This is a genomic window from Amycolatopsis sp. YIM 10, assembly GCF_009429145.1.
GTDB lineage: Bacteria > Actinomycetota > Actinomycetes > Mycobacteriales > Pseudonocardiaceae > Amycolatopsis.
In genome coordinates, this window is sequence record NZ_CP045480.1 from 638,360 (window position 1) to 656,305 (window position 17,946).

A 17,946-nucleotide genomic window follows, 5' to 3' on the forward strand; every position below is an offset into this window, starting at 1 on the left:
GGTCCGGGGGCCGGTTACCACCGTACTCGCAGAAGCCGCGGATCGTCGATGTTCGCTTTGGCGCGCTCTACTGGATTTCCAGCACCGGTCGCGGAGCGTTCTCACCGAAGGCGTCCACCGCCGCCAGCCAGGCGGCGCCGAGTACGCCATCGGTGGCGGAACGGATTTCCAGTGCACGGAGCGTTTCCCGCACCTTCGCGCCGACCGGGCTGTCCCCGACCAGCACGCTGCCGACGAGGACCAGTGGCGTGTCCTCATCGGGTTCGCGTGCTTCGAGCGCGTTGGCCACCAGCAGTTCCGCCGCCCGGTCGGTGATTTTCCGTGCTGTCGCGTCACCTTCGGCTGCGGCCGCGCTGACCAGCGGGGCGAACCTGGCCAACCGGATCGGCGACTCGAAGTTGCAGGTGGTGATCAACCGGCGCGAGGTGAGCAGGCGGTCGGTTTCGGTCTGCGCGCGCAATGCGTCCAAATCGGACAGGTGCAGTGCCTCGCGCAGGACCGCCAGCGGCAACCCGTCGAACGGGCCGCCGCGGCCCAGCGCGGTCAGCGTGGCCCGCACCGCCTCCCGGCCGATCCAGAACGCCGAGCCCTCGTCGCCGAGCAGCCAGCCGTAACCGCCGGTGGTGGAGACCAGGTGGCGCTTGCGGATGCGCGCCGAGATCGAGCCGGTGCCCGCCACCAGCACAGTGCCGTCCGGGGCGTCGGTGGCCGAGGCGAACGCGGCCTCGGCGTCGGCGACCATGCGCACACCGCAGCCGAGCCGGAGACCGGTCCACGCGTCGTCGAACACCTTCGCCATCGCGGGATCGGTCAGCTTGCTGACCCCGGCCATGCCGACCACGCAGGCTCTGACCGAGCCGGGGTCGGCGTCACGCAGCGCGTCGCCGATGGCGGCGGCGATGTTCGCCGCGGCCTGCTCCGGCGGGTGCGCGTTCGGATTGGCACCGCCCGCGCGGCCGCTGCCGAGCACGATGCCGTCGGCGTCGACGGCGAGCGCGCGCGTGGACGTTCCGCCCGCGTCGACACCGACGACACGGGGACGGCTGGGGTCACTCACTGGGGGCCTCCTCGCAACACGAGGGTGACTATGCCGTGAATCAGGTCACCAGTCACCCATCGTGGCGAGAACAGCGGCGAAGAGATCAGCGGGTTTTGGTGACCTTGTTGAGCCCGCGCGGCCGGTCCGGGTCGCCGCCCCTGGCCAGTGACAGGCCGAGTGCCAGGCGCTGCGCCGGGAGCACGTCGAGCACGGGTGCCAGTTCCTCGGCCACCGGCGGCACCTCGATCCGCAGCGCGGCCGGGACGTCGGCGGCGGCCGAGCCGATGGCCAGCACGTCGGCACCGCGGCCGGAGACCGCGTCGAGCACCTCGCGCATGGCTTCGCCGCCCTTGCCGCGGTTGGTCAGCGCGAGCACGGCGGTGTCACCGTCGATCGCCGCGACCGGGCCGTGGAGCAGGTCCGCCCCGCTGTACGCGCGCGCGGCGAGGTAGCTGGTCTCGGCGAGCTTCAGCGCGGCCTCCAGCGCGCTGGCGTAGGAGTAACCGCGACCGGCGGTGATCACCCGGTTGACGAAGCGGTACCGGTCGACCGCGCGCTGCACGCCCGCCGCCGAGCGGTCGAGCGTCTGCTGGGCCAGTTCGCCGAGCCCGTCGGCGTCGGCGCCCTTGCCGCCGCGCACCGCGTCGACGAGCAGGTAAAGCGCGAGCAGCGTGGCCGAGTAGGTCTTGGTCGCGGCGACCGCCTGCTCCCGCCCGGCGCCGATGTCCACGGCCAGTTCCGCGGCGGCGCTCAGCGGCGATGACGGAGTGTTGCTGACCGCCACGGTGCGTGCGCCCTGCTTGCGGGCCGACTCGGTGAATTCCACCAGATCAGGTGAACCTCCACTTTGGCTGACCGTCACCAGGAGCACATCCCGGAGGTCCGGCGCGGCCCCGTAGAGCGTCACGGTGGACGGCGAAACCAGCCCGGCCGGCAACCCCAGCAGCACCTCGATCAGGTACTTGGCGTAGAGCGCGGCGTGGTCGCTGGACCCGCGCGCGGCCAGCAAAGCGAAGCGGGGCGGGCGTTTCGCGATCGCTTCGGCCACCCCGGCGATCTCCGGCTGCCGCTCCCGAAGGGCCGCCAGCACGGCGGGCTGTTCGGCGATTTCGGCGGCCATGTGCGCGCCGGGCTGCTGACCCTCTACGGTCATGGTGCACTCCTCTTGTCTGGTCTAGACCAATGCTAGCCGGTCGACCCAGTCCCGTCGAAGAGTACTTTTTCCGTGAGGAGTCGCGCGTGTTGTGAAGGAGCCGCTCATGTTGGAGACATCACCGCCCGGGGAATCCGGCCCGGCCACCGGTACCCGGGGGCAACGCGAGCCGAAGTACTGGGCACTGAAGCAACACCTGCTGGACCTGCTGGACGCACTGCCCGCCGGGTCGTCCATCCCCACCGAGCGGGCGCTGGCCGGCGAGTTCGGCGTCTCGCGGACCACCGTCCGCCAGGCGCTGGCCGACCTGACCGTGGAGGGCAGGCTGCACCGCGTGCAGGGCAAGGGCACCTTCGCGGCCGAGCCGAAGTTCGCCCAGCGCCTGCAGCTGTCCTCCTACACCGAGGACATGCGGGCGTCCGGGCGCGAGCCGTCGTCGAAGCTGCTGGAGATCGACGAGCTGCCCGCCGAGGGCGAGCTGGCCAAGCTGCTCGGCATCCGCGCCGGGGCGAAGGTGCTGCGCATGCGCCGCCTGCGGCTGGCCGACGCCGAGCCGATGGCGCTGGAGACCACGCACCTGCCGCTCGGGCGCTTCCGCGGGCTGCGCAAGCACGTCAGCGCGGGCGGTTCGCTGTACGCGGTGCTGCGCGAACAGTTCGGCGTGGAGATGGAGCGCGCGGAGGAGACCATCGAGACCGCGCTCGCCGGGCCGCAGGAGGCCGAACTGCTCGGCGCCGACGTCGGCATGCCGATGTTGTTGCTGTCGCGGCATTCGTTCGCCGCCGACGGCAAGCCGGTGGAGTTCGTCCGCTCCATCTACCGAGGTGACCGGTACAAGTTCGTCACCACGCTGAACCGGCCGTGACCGCGCCCGACCTCGTTCGCTGGGGGACACCGGCGGCGCGCGGCGTGCTCGCCACCACCATCCTGGGGTCGGGCATGGCCATGCTCGACGGCACGATCGTCAACGTCGCGCTGCCGCGGATCGGCGACGAACTCGACGCCTCGGTTTCCGGTCTGCAGTGGATCCTCGACGGCTACATGCTGGCGCTCGCGTCGCTGATCCTGATCGCCGGTTCGCTCGGGGACCGGTACGGGCGGCGCCGGGTGTTTGTCATCGGCGTGGTCTGGTTCGGCGTCGCGTCGGTGCTGTGCGGGCTCGCGGTGACCACCGAGATGCTGGTGGCCACCCGGATCCTCCAGGGCATCGGCGGCGCGCTGCTCACCCCGGGCTCGCTGGCGATCCTGCAGTCGGCGTTCCCGCGTGCCGAACGGGCCAGGGCGATCGGTGCCTGGTCCGGGCTCGGCGGCATCGCGGCCGCGATCGGGCCGCTGGTCGGCGGGCTGCTGGTGCAGGTGTGGTCGTGGCGGCTGGCCTTCCTGATCAACCTGCCGATCGCGGTGGTCTGCGTCTGGCTGGCCCGCAAGTACGTGCCGGAGTCGTGCGACCAGCAGCAGCACACCGGCAAGCCGAACGTGCTGGCCTCGGTGGTCGGCGCGGTGGGACTGGCCGGAGTCACCGCGGCGCTGGTCGAGCTGCCGGTGCGCGGGGCGGCGGACGTGCTGGTGCTCGGGTCCGGGGTCGCCGGGCTGGCCGGATTGGTCGTTTTTGTGGTGCTCCAGCGGCGGTCGGCTGATCCGCTGGTGCCGCCGCAGTTGTTCGCCAGCCGGACGTTCACCCTGGCCAACGCGCTCACGCTGGTCGTTTACGCCGCGCTCGGCGGCGTGATGATGCTGATGGTGCTGCAGCTCCAGGTGTCGCTGGGGTACTCGCCGACCGCGGCGGGGCTGGCCGGGCTGCCGATCACCATCGTGATGCTGGTGCTCTCCGGGTACTCGGGACGGCTCGCGCAGAAGATCGGTCCACGGCTGCAGCTGGTGGTCGGGCCGATGCTGGTCGCCGCCGGGATGTTGCTGTTGCTGCGGGTCGAACCGGGTGCGTCGTACCTGGGTGCCGTGCTGCCCGCGGTGACCGTGTTCGGGCTGGGGCTGGCCACCGTGGTGGCGCCGGTCACGGCCACCGTGCTGGCCGCCGCGCCGGACCAGTACGCCGGGGTGGCGTCCGGGGTGAACAACGCCATCGCCAGGACCGGCGGACTGCTCGCCATCGCGCTGCTGCCCGCGGTCGCGGGGCTGACCGGGGCGGCCTACGCCGATCCGGTGGCGCTGACCGCGAGCTGGCGGACCGCACTGCTGGTGTGCGCGGGACTGGCTGTGGCCGGTGGGCTGGTGGCCATCGGGGTGCGCAACGACGTGCTCAGCGGGGAGCCGGAACCCGAGCACGAGCACCCCGAGCCGGGGGAGTGCCTGCACTGCGGGGTGGACGCGCCGCCGTCGGCCTACGCCCGCTCACGCCCGGAGTAGCTCGGCGAGCAGGGCCGCGTCGATGTTGCCGCCGGAGACGACGGCCACCGTGCGGCCCTCCGGCAGCTCGTCCCGCCGGAACAGGTAGGCGGCCGTGGTCACCGCGCCGCTGGGCTCGGCGACCAGGTGCGCCTTGGTCGCCAGCACCCGGACGGCGGCGCGGATCTCGTCCTCGCTGACCGTGACGATGCCGTCGACCACCCGCTTGAGGTGCGCGAAGGTCAGCTCGGACGGCTGCGCGCGCAGGCCGTCGGCGATGGTGCGCGCCCGCCATTCGACCGGCCAGTCGACCCTGGTGCCGGCGAGCAGGCTCTCCGCGGTGTCGGCGGCCAGTTCCGGCTCGACCGCGTACACCCTGGCCGAAGGCAGCAGCGACTTGATCGCGGTGCCGATGCCGGAGGCGAGCCCACCGCCGCTGACCGGCACCAGCACCACCTGCGTGCCGGGCAGGTCCTCGGCGATCTCCAGGCCGATGGTGCCCTGCCCGGCGATCACCTCGGGGTGGTCGAAGGGTGGGATGAGGTTGAACCCGCGCTGGTCGGCGAGGGTCTGGGCGGCCAGCTCGCGCTGCGCGATCGGCACCTCGACCACCTTCGCGCCGTGCGCGGTGGTGGCCTCCACCTTGTTGCGCGGGGTGCTGTCCGGCACCACGATCACCGCCGGGACGCCGAACATCTTCGCCGCCACCGCGACCGCCTGCGCGTGGTTGCCGCTGGAGTAGGCGACTACTCCGCGTTGACGCTGGGGTTCACTCAGCGCGGCGATCGCGTTGTACGCGCCGCGGATCTTGAACGCGCCGATCCCTTGCAGGTTCTCGGCTTTCAGCCAGAGCGGGGCGCCGGTCGCCCAGTGCTGCGGCAGCAGTGGGGTGCGGATCGCGGCGCCGGCGATCCGGCCGGCGGCGGTCCGGATGTGCTCGAGGGAGATCAGCTGCATAACGGTGAGTATGTCAAGGATCGGTGAATCGCGCGTAGTCCATTGTGGACAGACGGCGTGGCGGGGCTCACCATCGGGCAACCGGGGGAGCATCCCGGACGACTTATTCGTTGGGAGAAGGAGTGAGTCGCAGGGGTGGAGAAGAAACGGGACATGTCAGAGGAGACGGAAAAGAGATCAGGGATCAGACCGATTCAGGTGGCGGCGGCCGCGCTCGCCGCGGTGACGGCGGCGGTGCTCGGTTCGACGCTTGGCGTCGCGGGCACGGTGCTCGGCGCCGGGCTGGCCAGCGTGATCACCACGGTGGGCGGGGAGTTGTACCTGCGCTCGCTGGACCGCACGAAGGCGGCGGCGCTGAAGGCCCGCACGCTGACCACCCGACCGCTGGTGCCTCCCGCGTCACGACCCACGACTTCGACGACGGCGGTCGAGTCCGCCTCGGAGTCGTCGGAGTCGTCGGAGTCTTCGGAGTCGCCGGTGGGGTCCGCTTCGGACGCTGACGAGCCTTCGAAGTCCTCGGTGTCTTCAGAGACCTCGGAGTCTTCGGAGTCTTCGGTGGCTGGGGACGCGGGTGAGCAGCCGGTCAGCCGTCTGCGCAAGCTGCGCTGGCCGCTGGTCATCGGTACCAGCGTGGTGGGTTTTGTGCTGGCCATCCTGTTGATCACCGGCTTCGAGTTCGCCACCGGCGGCAGCATCTCCGGGGACGGCCGGAGCACCATAGGCCACATCGTCAGCGGCGGTGGTGGCGGTCAGCACGAGGCGCCGCGCGAGCAGGCGCCCGCCTCGGAATCCCGCAAGGCCCCGGCGAGCGAACCGTCGGAGGCGCCGGCGAGCGAATCCAGCGCGCCCACGACCACCGCCCCGGCCGAGCCTTCGGACCCGCCGACGAGCAGCGCCCCGAAACCGTCGGTCACCACCACCGAGAAGCCGGAACCGAGTACCCAGCCGAGCGCCCCGGCCACGGGTTGAGAGCCGGACGAACCGCCCGGCAGTGGTAGCACTGCCGGGCGGTTCCCGTGCGGCCACCGCGCACCCGGCGCGTCCGATTTTGCCGCCGGAAACGAAAGAGTTGTCGTTAATCGGCGTGCGGACAAAAACTGGACATGTCGTGCGGGTGCCGCAGGCCAGTTCGGAGTAATGATCCCGCTGTTCAGTGGAGTTCCAAACAGCCGGTCTACCTTTCCCGTCGACTATTGCGACGTTTGAGCTAACCTTCCGGTCAGGGTTCGAGTTTGCGCTGCTCATGCGGAAAAATGCCGCTACACCAGGCCGCATCGCGACGCGACGTCGGGGGGAAAGATGATCACTGCCGTGCAGTGCACGGGGGCGGATTTCTGCGAGGAAATTTCTGGTGCGGCCGATACCTCGTTCAGCCGTTTCTACGAAGGTGACCCGCCGTCGAGGCGAGTGTATTCAACAGAGAATTTCGAGTTGCTGGCCGACATGTCGCCGCTGACCGCTGGGCACCTGTTGCTGCTGCCCAAACAACACTACCTCTCCTTCGCGCAGGTCCTGACCGTCCACCGGCGGGAGGCGGTGGAACTGGTCGGCCGCGTGGCCGGACTCTACCGCGAGGTTTTCCAGGAGCCGCTGTTTCTCGAACACGGATCCAGCAGCGGAGAAGTGAGCCACGCCTGTATCACGCACGCGCACCTGCACCTGCTCCCCGTTTCCCCGGCCGCGGTGGACCGGATCATGATCGGTGATGGACTGACTTATCGCGATCTGGGTACGCTGGCCGAACTTTCCCTTCCGCCGTGGCCGGATTCCGCCTATTTCCTGCGGTTCCACAGGCAAGGCTGCCGCGTTTACCTGCCGACCAGGCAGCGCCGCCAGTACCTGCGAGCGGTGGTCGGCGCCACGCTTTCGATCGAGGACCCGGAATGGGATTACGCCGTGGTCATGCGCAAGGAAGTACTCCGTTCGACCATGCGGGAAGTCCGGTCGTGGTCGGCCCGGCTGTCCGGCACCCGCAGCCAACCGGAGGGACGGCGGCATGCGGACTGACCGGGAGTTCTCGGACGAACCGACCAGGCTGGCGAACACGGTCGTACCGTTGTTTCGCGCCCAGAACGCCGCTTTCGAGCAGGTGAGCCAGCCGGGCCGGAACCGGGTGGACCTCCTGGCCGGGGTCGAGGCGCAGGACGATTGCGCGGTGTTCCGCTTCCGCGGCGACCACGAACTGGTGGTCGGGTCCGACTACGTCCGCGGGCCCAAGTTCCGGCTGTACGAAATGGGACATCTGGACGAGTACGACCTCGGCTACTACCTGGTGGCGGCGAACCTGAGCGATATCGCCGCCATGGGGGCCAGGCCGATCGGCTTGCTGTCAGTGGTCCGCTACCCGCCGGACATGACCGACGCGGTCTTCCGACGGGTGCTGGAGGGCATCCGGGACGCGTGCGCGGCATGGGAGTGTCCGAACGTCGGGGGAGACATCGGTGGTGCCGAGCGCCTCATTCTGTCCGCGTCGGCTCTCGGTGTGTGCCCGGCCGGCGGAACGCTGTTCCGGACCGGCGCGAAGCCGGGCGACGCGATCTGCCTGACCGCGGCCACCGGTTTCGCCGGAGCCGCCATGGCCTACCTGCGCGCCGCCGATCCCCACCCGCTGATCGAGGAGACACACCTGGAAACCATGCTCGCCTACTGGCGCCGGCCGGTGGCCAGGATCGAAAGCGGCCTCGCCCTCAGCGCCAGCGGGGTGGTGACGAGCTGCCAGGACACCTCGGACGGGCTCAAGGCGGCATTGGCCGGCCTGGCGCAGGCCGGTGCCGTCGGGGTCGAGGTTCAAGAGAAGGCTCTGCAGGTACCCGATGCGGTGTCCGCGGTGGCGGCGCACCTCGGTCTTGACCCGCTGTCGGTCGTGTTGGGCGACTCGGTCGACTTCGAGTTGCTGTTCACCGCACCGGAGGATCAGCTCGGCCTGCTCGCGGGCCGGCTCGACTTCCACCAGGTCGGCGTGGTCACCGAGCGACGGGACGTGGTGCTGGTCCGCGAGGACGGCACGCGTGCCGAACTGCCCGGCAAGGCGTGGCGGCACACTCCTCGAGACCCGGCTGACGTCGGAGCGTGAAGCGCTCGACGGCCAAGCTCCTGGACAAGGCGTTCCTGCTGCTCGCGACGCTGGGCCTGGCGGGCAAGGCGTACCACGTGCCGTCGAAGCCGTTCTGGGACGCGCTGCTCGGCAACCGGCCGTACGTCATGCTCGTGCTGCTCGGCATCGCGGGTGTCTTCGGCGCGCTGACCCCGTTCGAGGCCTGGCAGGCGCGGGCGATGGCCGATCGCAACGTGATCATGCGGCGCAGCATCCTCTCCGGCTTCGGCAAGCTGCTGGTGATCAGCCAAGCCATCGAGCCACCGCTGGAGACCGGTGACCTGGCGTTGCACGTGTGGCGGAAGCGGAGAACGCTGCGCCATCCGATCAATGGTGTGCTCAAGCGACTCGCGACCTACCGGATGTCCACCTACCCGGCCACCCGGATGTTCACGCCGGTCAAGGGCGTGGGGGTGGTGGGCCTGTGCTGGAAGTACGACCGCGAGTACCACTTCGATGCGGCGCCGCTGGCCGCCGGTCTGACTGATCGAGATGCGTTCGACCGGGTCCGGGCGGATGATCCGGAGAAGGTGATGAACCTCACTTGGGAGGCTTTCGGACGGGTCAAGCACCGCACCGCGGTCTTCGCGACGCCCATCCGCAACGGCCGGAGCAAGTTCGTCGGCTGCATCAGCCTCGATGCCAGCCACGGCTACCAGGTGCTCAACTGCCGTGAGGTGCTGGAGGAGATGACCAAGCTGGGCATCTACATCGGCCGGGAGGACTTCGAGTGCATCTGAATCCCCGGTCCGCGGCGCAGATCGCGCGCGTGACCAGGAGCACCTACAACGAGTACGCCGACGAATTCGCGAGGGCGACCAAGACGCTGGACCAGTTCCCTGGGCTGGATCTGGAACTGGACCGGTTCGCCGCCGAGTTGCCGGGTGGCCCGGTGCTGGACCTGGGCTGCGGGGCCGGTCGGGACACCGAATACCTGCTCGGCAAGGGACTGGTGGTGATCTCGGGCGACATCAGCGAGCGCATGCTGGAGATGAGCAGGTCCCGTTGCGCCACGGCCGGCATCGTGCAGCTGAATTTGCTGGATCTGCCGTTCCGCGACGCCGTGTTCGCGGGTGTCTGGGCGTGCGCGAGCGTGCTCCATGTTCCGCGTCGCGACCACCGCCGCAGCTTCTCCGAGATGAAGCGTGTGCTCCGGCCGGGAGGGACTGCCGCGATCAGTTTCCAGGCCGGTGACCACGAGGACTGGAAGACAGGCAGGCGACTGCCCTGCGAGCGGTGGTTCTCGCTGCGCACGTCGGAATCGGTGGAAGCCGACCTCCTGGCCGTGGGGTTCGCCTCCGCTTCGTCCGCACACAGTTCGCGTGACGACTGGTTCGTCGCCGAAGCGCTCAAGTCCTAGAACTCCACTCGTCCGGGTCCGGCCCCGGTAGCACTCCCCGCACGCCGCCCCGCGGATCGGGTACGTCGCCTTCATGACGCGGGATCAGGTGGATGTGCAGATGGTCGATCGTGCGCCCGGCCGCTCGCCCCTCGTTCACGCCGATCGTGTAACCGGCCGGCTGGTACTTCTTGTCGAGCAGATCGCGCGCCTGCCCGATGATCTCGTACGCTTCGGCGGCTTCCTCCCTGGTGAGGTCGAAATAACTCGCCACGTGCCGTTTGGGCACGATCTCGACGTGGCCCTCGGCGACGGGGAAGTTGTCCCAGCGAACGTAGAACAACTCTTTTTCGATCAGGACACCGTTCAGCGACGGGTCGTCGGTTTTGCAGAACAGGCAGCCCGTCACGTCGTCACCGTCCGATCGCCGGGAGTCGCCGCCGCGACGTCGGACGTAGGGCGACTCCACCGTTATGTCGTCGTCGATCATGGAATTGCTACACCTCGGGTCCGGCAAACGTCAACCATTCGGCCCACCACCTGGTCGACGGAGAGTGAAGTTGTGTCGATTTCCACGGCGTCCGAGGCGGGTTTCAACGGGGAGACGGTCCGGGACATATCAGCCTCGTCACGACGGATGACGTCCTTCAACACGTCTTCATAGGACCCTCGTCCTTCTTGTCGCACCCTTCGCTTCGCCCTGGTTTCCGGTCGTGCGGTGAGGTAGAACTTCGCGGGTGCCGAGGGGAACACCACGGTGCCGATGTCTCGTCCCTCCACCACGCACCGGGCTTGCGCGTTCGCCCACAGGTGGATGAGTTCGGTGACGCGGCCACGCAGTTCACCGATCCTGGCCACCGCGGAAACTGTTCGGTTGACCGAAACCGATCTCAGCTCCTGTGGCTGATATCTGGTGGATGCGAGCAGGTTGGTGCTGCGACTTTCGTCTATCAGGTCGTCGCAAAGACCGACCACGGCACGTCCGTCGTCCACGGCAACCCCGCGGCGCAGCGCTTCGTAGGCCACGATGCGATACGGGCGGCCGCTCTCCAGGTAGCGCAGGTCGAACGTTTCGGCCAGGGCGAGACAGGTCGTGGTTTTACCGGCGGCGGCCGGGCCGTCCACGGCTATGACCACTTTTTTTCCACTTTTCTCGGACACTGACTTGTCCCCTCGAGGTCAATTGGCACAACATTGTTTCTGTTGACGGGGCCCAGAGGCTACCAGGTTGAATTTCATCGAAAGATTCGGAGCTGCGACTTTTTCGGGTGGTCTTTATTACACTCTGGGTGTGAGTTGTCGACGTCGCTTCCGGTGACGCGAAGAATCCAGTCTTCTGTGCTATCAAGTGACCCAGTGTCATGCGTGAAAAGATCAAGTGCGGCCCACCTCACTCGTTCCGGGGGCCAACGGGTTTTCCTGGGTGAAGGGCCGGACGATCGCAGGGGGCCGGTGGTGATGCCGGCTCGCTTGTGCGGTGGTGCCCTCGTACATTGTCCGGGTGAAAATGGGCCCTTGCCCGTCACGCGATGAGGTGGGCGGTGGTGCGGACGTACGTCGCCGTCGCACTTGCGCTCTCCCCTGCGTGCGCAGAACAGGTACAGGTGCCCAGTATGGTGGTTTCAGCCCACGGCGACAAAGGTTTTCGTCGCGAGTCGGCTTCCGGAACGCGCTGCTGTCCGGTCGGCCGGGGCGTGTCCGGGCCGACCGGAGCGCGCTGGTATTGCGGTTGACCGGCAGTTCGGTGAACGCGGTCCGGTGCAATTGTCCAATGTTCTACCGGCGCTCAAAGCAGCTTTAGGCCATCTGGCCCCGTTGGTTGCGGGAATGGTCGCACCGGAATGCCGAACTTCCACTGGTAGTGACTTTCTGGCTGCCAGTGTTAAACCAGTGCGGATTTCAGGGCGGCCGCCGCGGCCTCGGGATCTTCGGCTTCGGTGATGGCCCGTACCACCACGATCCGCGTGGCGCCCGCTTCGAGGACTTCCGGCAACCGCGCCTGGTCGATGCCGCCGATGGCGAACCACGGGCGGGTGGTGCCCAGCGCGGCGGTTTCCCGCACCAGGTCCAGGCCCGGAGCGTCCCGTCCCGGTTTGGTCGGGGTGGGCCAGCACGGACCCGTGCAGAAGTAGTCGACCCCCGGCTCGGCCGCCGCCGCGCGGGCCTGGGCGCCTGAGTGCGTCGAACGCCCGATCACCACGTCGTCGCCGAGTACGCGCCGTGCCAGCGGGACCGGGATGTCGTCCTGACCCAGGTGCAGCACGTCGGCACCGGCGGCCAGCGCGACGTCCGCGCGGTCGTTCACCGACAGCAGCGCACCGTGCCGCGCGCACGCGGCGGCGAACACCTCCAGCGCCGCCAGCTCCTGCTTCGCCTCCAGCGGCGCGCCGCCGGTCTTGTCGCGGAGCTGCACGATGTCGACCCCACCGGCCAGCGCGGCGTCGAGGAACTCCGCGAGGTCCCCGCGCGCCGACCGCGCGTCCACGCACAGGTACAGCCGTGCCTCGTCGAGGCGCTTCCTGATCTCGTCACCATCCAGCCCAGGCATGTTCGCGACGGTACCCCGCGGTGTTACGGTGGAATTGTCCGCACGGGAGCCCGAGGCACGGGCTGAGAGGGAGCTGCCGCTCCGACCGTGGAACCTGATCCGGGTCATGCCGGCGCAGGGAGCGTGATTTCCATGAAGCGAAAACACCGCGTCACCGTGGTCGGCGGCGGAGTCATCGGCCTCGCCGTCGCCTGGCGCGCCCGAACCCGCGGCCACGAGGTCCAGCTGGTCGATCCGCGACCGCTGACCGGCGCGTCCTGGGTCGCCGGCGGCATGCTCGCCCCGGTCACCGAGGCCTGGCCGGGCGAAGAGGAAGTGCTCACCCTCGGCGAGGAGTCGCTGCGTCGCTGGCCCCAGTTCGCCCGTGACCTCGGCGGCTGCGGGTTGTCCGAGAAGGGCACGCTCGTCGCCGCGCTGGACAGCGCCGACGTGGGCGTGCTCGACCAGCTCGCGGCCTACCTCCACCACGCGGGCCGCGAGGCCGAAAAGCTGACAAGTCGACAACTCAGGCGGCTGGAACCCGGGCTCGCGGGCTCCATCCGCGGTGGCCTGTCCGTGCCGGGTGATCTCTCCGTGGACAACCGGGCCCTGCTCACGGCCATGGCCGAGGACCTGGATCCGATCCGCGAAGAGGTCGTCGAACTCGGCCCGGAGACCGTCCGGACCACCGGGCGCACGCTGACCGGCGATCTCGTCGTGCTCGCCGCCGGTGCGTGGAGCGCTCGCCTGCACCCGGCGCTGGAAAGCGCGGTCCGCCCGCTCAAGGGCGAGATCCTGCGCCTGCGCTCCCGCCGCACCACGCTCGACCCGCCCGCGCACACCGTGCGCGCGTACGCGGAAGGCCGTCCCATCTACCTCGTGCCTCGAGCCGGTGGTGAGCTGGTGCTCGGCGCGACGCAGTACGAGGCGGGTTTCGACGAGGTGGTCACCGCGCGCGGTGTGCGTGAGCTGCTCGAAGGCGCCGAGCGGGTCTTCCCGGCGATCGCCGAGTACGAGCTGGCCGAAACCGCCGCCGGGCTGCGCGCGGCCAGCGTGGACAACCTGCCTTTCATCGGCAGGCTGCCCGACGGGGTGTTCGCCGCGACCGGGCACCACCGCAACGGCCTGCTGATGGCGCCGATCACCGCCGACGCGGTGCTCGCCGCGCTCGATGGCGCACCACCGCCGCCCGGGGTGGCCGCGGCCGATCCGGCCCGGCTTCGTGAGAAGGAGAGTGTCTGATGCGGATCGTGGTCAACGGCGACGAACGGCAGTTCCCCGACGGCACCACCGTGCGGCAACTGCTCGAAGCGCTCGGCATCGGGGAGAAGGGCGTGGCGGTGGCGGTCAACGCCGACGTGGTCGCCCGCCGCGACTGGGCCGGGTTCGTGCCCGCCGACGGCAGCTCGCTCGACATCCTCACCGCCGTGCAGGGAGGCTGAACATGACCGAACCGGAAACCGGCGACCAGTTGCTCATCGGCGAGCACAAGCTGAACTCCCGCCTGATCATCGGCACCGGCGGCGCGAGCAGCCTGGCCGCGCTCGAACGCGCGCTGGTCGCCTCGGGCACCGAGCTGACCACCGTGGCGATGCGGCGGGCCGACGCCGAGGGCGGCTCCGGCGTGCTGGAGTTGTTGCGGCGCTTGAACATCAAGCTCCTGCCGAACACCGCGGGCTGCCGCAGCGCGGCCGAGGCGGTGCTCACCGCGCGCCTGGCCCGCGAGGCACTGGAAACCGACCTGATCAAGCTCGAGGTGCACGCCGACGACCGCACGCTGCTGCCGGATCCGCTGGAAACCCTCGACGCCGCCGAGCAGTTGGCCGCCGACGGCTTCACCGTGCTGGTGTACACCAACGACGACCCGGTGCTGGCGCTGCGGCTCGAGGAGGTCGGCTGCGCGGCGGTGATGCCGCTGGGCGCGCCGATCGGCACCGGCCTCGGCATCCGCAACCCGCACAACATCGAGCTGATCGTGTCCAGGGCGCGCGTGCCGGTGGTGCTGGACGCCGGGATCGGCACCGCGTCGGACGCCGTGCTGGCGATGGAACTGGGCTGTGACGCGGTGTTGCTGTCCACCGCGGTGACCCGCGCGCAGGACCCGGAGCGCATGGCGCTGGCGATGCGCTCGGCGGTCGCCGCCGGGCGGCTGGCCCGTGGTGCGGGGCGGATTCCGCAGCGGTTCTGGGCGCAGGCCTCGTCACCTCCCCGCTGAGCGGAAGTGCTCCATCACAATCACGGCGGGTTCACGCGGAACCCGGGGTGGCGGCACGTATGGTTGACGGCACTTTCGACCACTCGGGGCTGACCCGCGCCACACCTTACGTGCGCGGTAAGGAGCGTGAGGTGACCACGTCGCCGTCTCAGGACGTGTCCGGCCGGCTTTTCCTGGCTGTGGGCAGGCTTTCCCGCTCGTTGCGGCAGGCGGGCGCACCGGGCCCCGGCCACGGCGCGATCTCCGCGCTGGCCACCCTGGTGAACTACGGGCAGTTGCGCCTCGGTGATCTGGCGGCCAAGGAGGGGGTGGCCGCCGCGACCATGTCACGGATAGTGGCCGCACTGGTCGAGGCCGGGTACGTGCGCCGCGAGTCCGATCCGGTCGACCGGCGGGCTTGGCTAGCCACCGCCACCGAAGAGGGTGAGCGCATGGTCTCCGGCGTCCGGTCGACCAGGGTGCAGGAACTCAACCGGCGGATCGACCGGCTCTCCCCGGAGCAGCGCCGCCAGCTGGTCGACGCGCTGCCCGCACTGGAGGCACTGATCTCCGACGACGAAGACTAGCGGTGGTCGCGTTCGGCGCGTAGTTCCGCGACTTCCGAGCGCAGGGCCCGCAGCTCGTCCAGGATTTCCCGGTTCGCCGCGGCCTGGGCGGCCGCCTGCTTGTCCTCTTCTTCGCGCATCTCGTCGCGCAGTTCGTCCTCCATCGCGCTGACCACCACCGCGATGAACAGGTTCAGCACGGCGAAGCTGGAGATCAGGATGTAGACGACAAAGAAGATCCAGGCGGCGGGCGCCTGCGCCATCACGTCGTCGGCGATGTCCGGCCACGCCTCGCCGGTCATCACCTGGAACAGGGTGAACAGCGAGGTGCCCAGATCGCCGAAGTGCTCCGGGGTGATCGCGCCGAACAACTTCGTCGCCATCACCCCGGCGACGAAGATGATCAACGCCAGCAGCGCGGCGATCGAGGCCATGCCCGGTACCGCGGCGAGCAGGCCGGTGACCACCTTGCGCATCGACGGCACCACGGAGATCAACCGCAGCACGCGGAGCACCCGCAACGCCCGCAGCACGGCGAACGGCCCGGTGGCGGGCACCAGCGCGACGCCGACCACGGCCAGGTCGAACAGGTTCCACGGGTCCTTGAAGAAGGCACCGCGGAAGGCGTAGAACTTCGCGCCCAGTTCGAGCACGAAGATGCCCAGCGCGAGGTAGTCCAGTGTGTGCAGGAGGGTGCCGTGGTCGGCGACCATCCGCGGTGAGGTTTCCAGCCCGAGCGTGATCGCGTTGGCGATGATCACCGCGATGATGAAGTTCTGGAACCGCCTGCTCTCGACGACCGCCCCCACCCGCTCTCGGGTCACGCGCGGTCCTCCGGAGCCAGTCGCCAGAACGCCGAGACCGGGCCCACCTTGGCGCCCATCGGGTACGAGTTCGCCACCGCGTTGCTGACGAACCACTTGCCGAACCTGGCGGCCTCGGCCACCGGCATGCCGCGCGCGAGGCCCGCGGTGAACGCCGAGGCCATCGCGTCGCCCGCGCCGTGCGTGTGCGGGGTGGAGAAGCGCGGGCCGGGCAGTTCGATGAAAGCCTCGCCGTCGAAGAGCAGGTCGACGCATTCCGGGTCGCTGACCAGGTGCCCGCTCTTGACCAGCACGTGGCGCGGGCCGAGCGCGTGCAGGGCCACGGCCGCCTCGCGCATGCCGTGCCGGTCGGTCACGTCGAGACCGGTGAGCAGCCGTACCTCGTCCAGATTGGGCGTGAGCACGGTGGCGCGGGGGAGCAGCAGTTCACGCAGGGCGTCGAGCCCGGCGGCGTCGAACAGCGGGTGCCCGTGCATGGACGCGGCCACCGGGTCGACCACGAACGGGATGCGCCGGTCGCGGCCGATCTCGGCGGCGTCGCAGGCCGCGGCCACCGCTTCGATGATCTCCGCGGACGCGAGCATGCCGGTTTTGGCCGCCCCGACCCGCATGTCCGCGGCGACCGCTTCGATCTGCCCGGCGACGATGTGCGGTGGGATGTCCGTGCGGTCGTGCACGCCGAGCGTGTTCTGCACGGTCACCGCGGTCACCGCGACCAGGCCGTGCACTCCGCAGGTGAGGAAGGTGCGCAGGTCGGCCTGAAGTCCGGCGGCACCGCCGGAGTCGGAGCCGGCGATGGTCAACGCGGCAGGCGGGCTCGTAGCTTCCGTCATACCGCCCAGTGTCTCGCGCCGGGGTCAGCCCGCGGGGGTGCGGGTGAGCCGGATGACCGGGATCACCCGGTCGGTTTTGGCCTCGTACTCGGCGAAGCCGGGGGCCTCGGCGACCACCCTGGTCCAGACCTCCGCGCGCCGCTCGCCTTCCAGCTGCTCGGCGGTGACCGGGATCTGCTCGCCGCCGACCTCGATCGAGACGCGGTCGGGGTGCTTTGCCACGTTGTAGTACCAGGACGGGTTGCGTGCGGAGCCGCCGGCGGAGGCGATGACCAGCCAGCCGTCGCCGTCGGGGAAGTAGGCCAGTGGCGTGGTGCGCGGCTCGCCGGACTTGGCGCCGATCGCGGTCAGGTACAGCACCTTCATGCCGCGGAACGTGTCGCCCTGCTTGCGGTGCTGGTCGATCAGCCGCCGCCGCATCAGCTTCATCACCCACATCATCGCCTTGGTGCCACGGGCGCCGCGGGTGCCGTTTCTCGTCGTTACGATTTCCATGACAACTATCGTAGCTACAATCGTTAGCGCGTCAACTGACCTCCGGCTAGACTGGACGGGTGATGGTGGACAGCGACGCGGCCCGGGCCTGGGGGAACCTGCAGCAGCTCTACGGCGCCGTGCGGCGCCTGCTCGACCAGCGGATCGAGGCGGAGGCGGGGTGCTCGCTGGCCGATCACGACCTGCTGACCGCGTTGCGCTGCAGTGAGCGCGGGCAGTTGCAGATGCTCGACCTGGCTGATCGGCTCGGCGTCACCCGGGGTGGACTGACGCGGATCATTGATCGCCACGTGGACCGAGGGTGGGTGCGGCGGGTTCGGCCGGAGAGCAATCGGCGCGAGGTCTATGCGGTGCTTACCGATGAGGGCGGGCGGGTGTTGGAGCAGGCGCGGGCGGTGTACTTGCGCGTGTTGTCGGAGACGCTGGCGGAGCATTTGGATGCGGGGGAGCTGGCGGGGTTTTTGGAGTGCAGTGGGAAGTTGGTGGGGGAGTTGGCGGAGTCTGGGTGTTGTCCTGGGTTGCGGTGATCTTTTGGGGGGCCACCCCGGTTTTTTAGTGTGCCGTGTTTTGGCTGTGGACCGG

The 17,946-nt window shown here is 69.5% G+C and carries 21 protein-coding genes and 1 riboswitch; of the genes, 12 read left to right on the forward strand and 9 right to left on the reverse strand.

Going from position 1 to position 17,946, the window contains the following annotated elements:
- Positions 1-67: 67 nt before the first annotated feature.
- The gene (locus YIM_RS03205) at positions 68-1,057 is read right to left on the reverse strand and encodes an N-acetylglucosamine kinase (protein WP_153028905.1); all 990 of its coding nucleotides are present in this window, start codon (positions 1,055-1,057) and stop codon (positions 68-70) included.
- Positions 1,058-1,142: 85 nt separating this feature from the next.
- Positions 1,143-2,192 carry an SIS domain-containing protein gene (locus YIM_RS03210; protein WP_153028906.1) on the reverse strand — a complete coding sequence of 350 codons (1,050 nt, stop codon included), beginning with the start codon at positions 2,190-2,192 and terminating at the stop codon, positions 1,143-1,145.
- Positions 2,193-2,298: 106 nt separating this feature from the next.
- Between YIM_RS03210 and YIM_RS03215 the strand changes: the two genes are divergently transcribed.
- Both YIM_RS03215 and YIM_RS03220 read left to right on the forward strand, forming a co-directional pair.
- On the forward strand, positions 2,299-3,057 hold the full coding sequence (locus tag YIM_RS03215) for a GntR family transcriptional regulator (RefSeq protein ID WP_153028907.1): 759 nt from the start codon (positions 2,299-2,301) through the stop codon (positions 3,055-3,057).
- On the forward strand, positions 3,054-4,556 hold the full coding sequence (locus YIM_RS03220) for an MFS transporter (protein ID WP_228004527.1): 1,503 nt from the start codon (positions 3,054-3,056) through the stop codon (positions 4,554-4,556). Before YIM_RS03215 ends, YIM_RS03220 begins: the two co-directional genes overlap by 4 nt.
- Here YIM_RS03220 and YIM_RS03225 read toward each other — a convergent pair.
- A complete protein-coding gene (locus YIM_RS03225) occupies positions 4,542-5,492 on the reverse strand; it encodes a threonine/serine dehydratase (RefSeq protein ID WP_153028908.1) in 951 nt (316 codons plus the stop codon). The genes YIM_RS03220 and YIM_RS03225 overlap by 15 nt on opposite strands.
- A gap of 198 nt (positions 5,493-5,690) precedes the next feature.
- On the opposite strand from YIM_RS03225, the gene YIM_RS03230 reads away from it, so the two are divergent.
- The 5 genes from YIM_RS03230 (at position 5,691) to YIM_RS03250 (ending at position 9,946) form a co-directional block, all read left to right on the forward strand.
- Positions 5,691-6,461 (forward strand): hypothetical protein, encoded by a 771-nt coding sequence (locus YIM_RS03230; RefSeq protein ID WP_228004528.1) that lies wholly within the window; start codon positions 5,691-5,693, stop codon positions 6,459-6,461.
- Positions 6,462-6,791: 330 nt separating this feature from the next.
- Positions 6,792-7,499: an HIT family protein gene (locus tag YIM_RS03235; protein WP_153028910.1), complete on the forward strand. Its 708-nt coding sequence runs from the start codon at positions 6,792-6,794 to the stop codon at positions 7,497-7,499.
- Positions 7,489-8,565: a thiamine-phosphate kinase gene (thiL, locus tag YIM_RS03240; RefSeq protein WP_153028911.1), complete on the forward strand. Its 1,077-nt coding sequence runs from the start codon at positions 7,489-7,491 to the stop codon at positions 8,563-8,565. The genes YIM_RS03235 and thiL overlap by 11 nt, the downstream gene beginning before the upstream one ends.
- Positions 8,562-9,326, forward strand: a complete 765-nt coding sequence (locus tag YIM_RS03245; RefSeq protein WP_153028912.1) for a hypothetical protein — start codon at positions 8,562-8,564, stop codon at positions 9,324-9,326. The genes thiL and YIM_RS03245 overlap by 4 nt, the downstream gene beginning before the upstream one ends.
- The gene (locus tag YIM_RS03250) at positions 9,317-9,946 is read left to right on the forward strand and encodes a class I SAM-dependent methyltransferase (RefSeq protein WP_153028913.1); all 630 of its coding nucleotides are present in this window, start codon (positions 9,317-9,319) and stop codon (positions 9,944-9,946) included. Before YIM_RS03245 ends, YIM_RS03250 begins: the two co-directional genes overlap by 10 nt.
- Here the strand turns inward: YIM_RS03250 and YIM_RS03255 are convergent.
- The 3 genes from YIM_RS03255 to thiE form a co-directional block, all read right to left on the reverse strand.
- Positions 9,936-10,415 carry an HIT family protein gene (locus YIM_RS03255; RefSeq protein ID WP_153028914.1) on the reverse strand — a complete coding sequence of 160 codons (480 nt, stop codon included), beginning with the start codon at positions 10,413-10,415 and terminating at the stop codon, positions 9,936-9,938. The genes YIM_RS03250 and YIM_RS03255 overlap by 11 nt on opposite strands.
- Complete coding sequence (gene cmk, locus YIM_RS03260; RefSeq protein WP_153028915.1) at positions 10,412-11,086, reverse strand: (d)CMP kinase; 675 nt, start codon at positions 11,084-11,086, stop codon at positions 10,412-10,414. Before cmk ends, YIM_RS03255 begins: the two co-directional genes overlap by 4 nt.
- Before the next feature lie 721 nt (positions 11,087-11,807).
- Positions 11,808-12,473, reverse strand: coding sequence for a thiamine phosphate synthase (gene thiE, locus YIM_RS03265; RefSeq protein ID WP_153028916.1), 666 nt, complete (start codon positions 12,471-12,473; stop codon positions 11,808-11,810).
- Positions 12,474-12,505: 32 nt separating this feature from the next.
- Positions 12,506-12,611: riboswitch (TPP riboswitch) on the forward strand.
- On the opposite strand from thiE, the gene thiO reads away from it, so the two are divergent.
- The 4 genes from thiO (at position 12,606) to YIM_RS03285 (ending at position 15,233) form a co-directional block, all read left to right on the forward strand.
- Complete coding sequence (thiO, locus tag YIM_RS03270) at positions 12,606-13,694, forward strand: glycine oxidase ThiO (RefSeq protein ID WP_153028917.1); 1,089 nt, start codon at positions 12,606-12,608, stop codon at positions 13,692-13,694. (Overlaps the previous riboswitch by 6 nt.)
- Complete coding sequence (gene thiS, locus YIM_RS03275; RefSeq protein ID WP_153028918.1) at positions 13,694-13,894, forward strand: sulfur carrier protein ThiS; 201 nt, start codon at positions 13,694-13,696, stop codon at positions 13,892-13,894. The genes thiO and thiS overlap by 1 nt, the downstream gene beginning before the upstream one ends.
- Before the next feature lie 2 nt (positions 13,895-13,896).
- Positions 13,897-14,667, forward strand: coding sequence for a thiazole synthase (locus tag YIM_RS03280; RefSeq protein WP_153028919.1), 771 nt, complete (start codon positions 13,897-13,899; stop codon positions 14,665-14,667).
- Positions 14,668-14,798: 131 nt separating this feature from the next.
- Positions 14,799-15,233, forward strand: a complete 435-nt coding sequence (locus tag YIM_RS03285) for a MarR family winged helix-turn-helix transcriptional regulator (protein ID WP_153028920.1) — start codon at positions 14,799-14,801, stop codon at positions 15,231-15,233.
- On the opposite strand, the gene YIM_RS03290 is transcribed toward YIM_RS03285, so the two are convergent.
- The 3 genes from YIM_RS03290 to YIM_RS03300 are packed head-to-tail and all read right to left on the reverse strand — an operon-like array spanning position 15,230 to position 17,364.
- Positions 15,230-16,036 carry an ion transporter gene (locus YIM_RS03290; RefSeq protein ID WP_153028921.1) on the reverse strand — a complete coding sequence of 269 codons (807 nt, stop codon included), beginning with the start codon at positions 16,034-16,036 and terminating at the stop codon, positions 15,230-15,232. The genes YIM_RS03285 and YIM_RS03290 overlap by 4 nt on opposite strands.
- Positions 16,033-16,869, reverse strand: coding sequence for a bifunctional hydroxymethylpyrimidine kinase/phosphomethylpyrimidine kinase (gene thiD / locus YIM_RS03295; protein WP_153028922.1), 837 nt, complete (start codon positions 16,867-16,869; stop codon positions 16,033-16,035). The genes YIM_RS03290 and thiD overlap by 4 nt, the downstream gene beginning before the upstream one ends.
- A gap of 24 nt (positions 16,870-16,893) precedes the next feature.
- Complete coding sequence (locus YIM_RS03300; RefSeq protein ID WP_194240027.1) at positions 16,894-17,364, reverse strand: nitroreductase family deazaflavin-dependent oxidoreductase; 471 nt, start codon at positions 17,362-17,364, stop codon at positions 16,894-16,896.
- 62 nt (positions 17,365-17,426) lie between these two features.
- On the opposite strand from YIM_RS03300, the gene YIM_RS03305 reads away from it, so the two are divergent.
- Positions 17,427-17,891 carry a MarR family winged helix-turn-helix transcriptional regulator gene (locus tag YIM_RS03305; protein WP_228004953.1) on the forward strand — a complete coding sequence of 155 codons (465 nt, stop codon included), beginning with the start codon at positions 17,427-17,429 and terminating at the stop codon, positions 17,889-17,891.
- Positions 17,892-17,946: the final 55 nt, after the last annotated feature.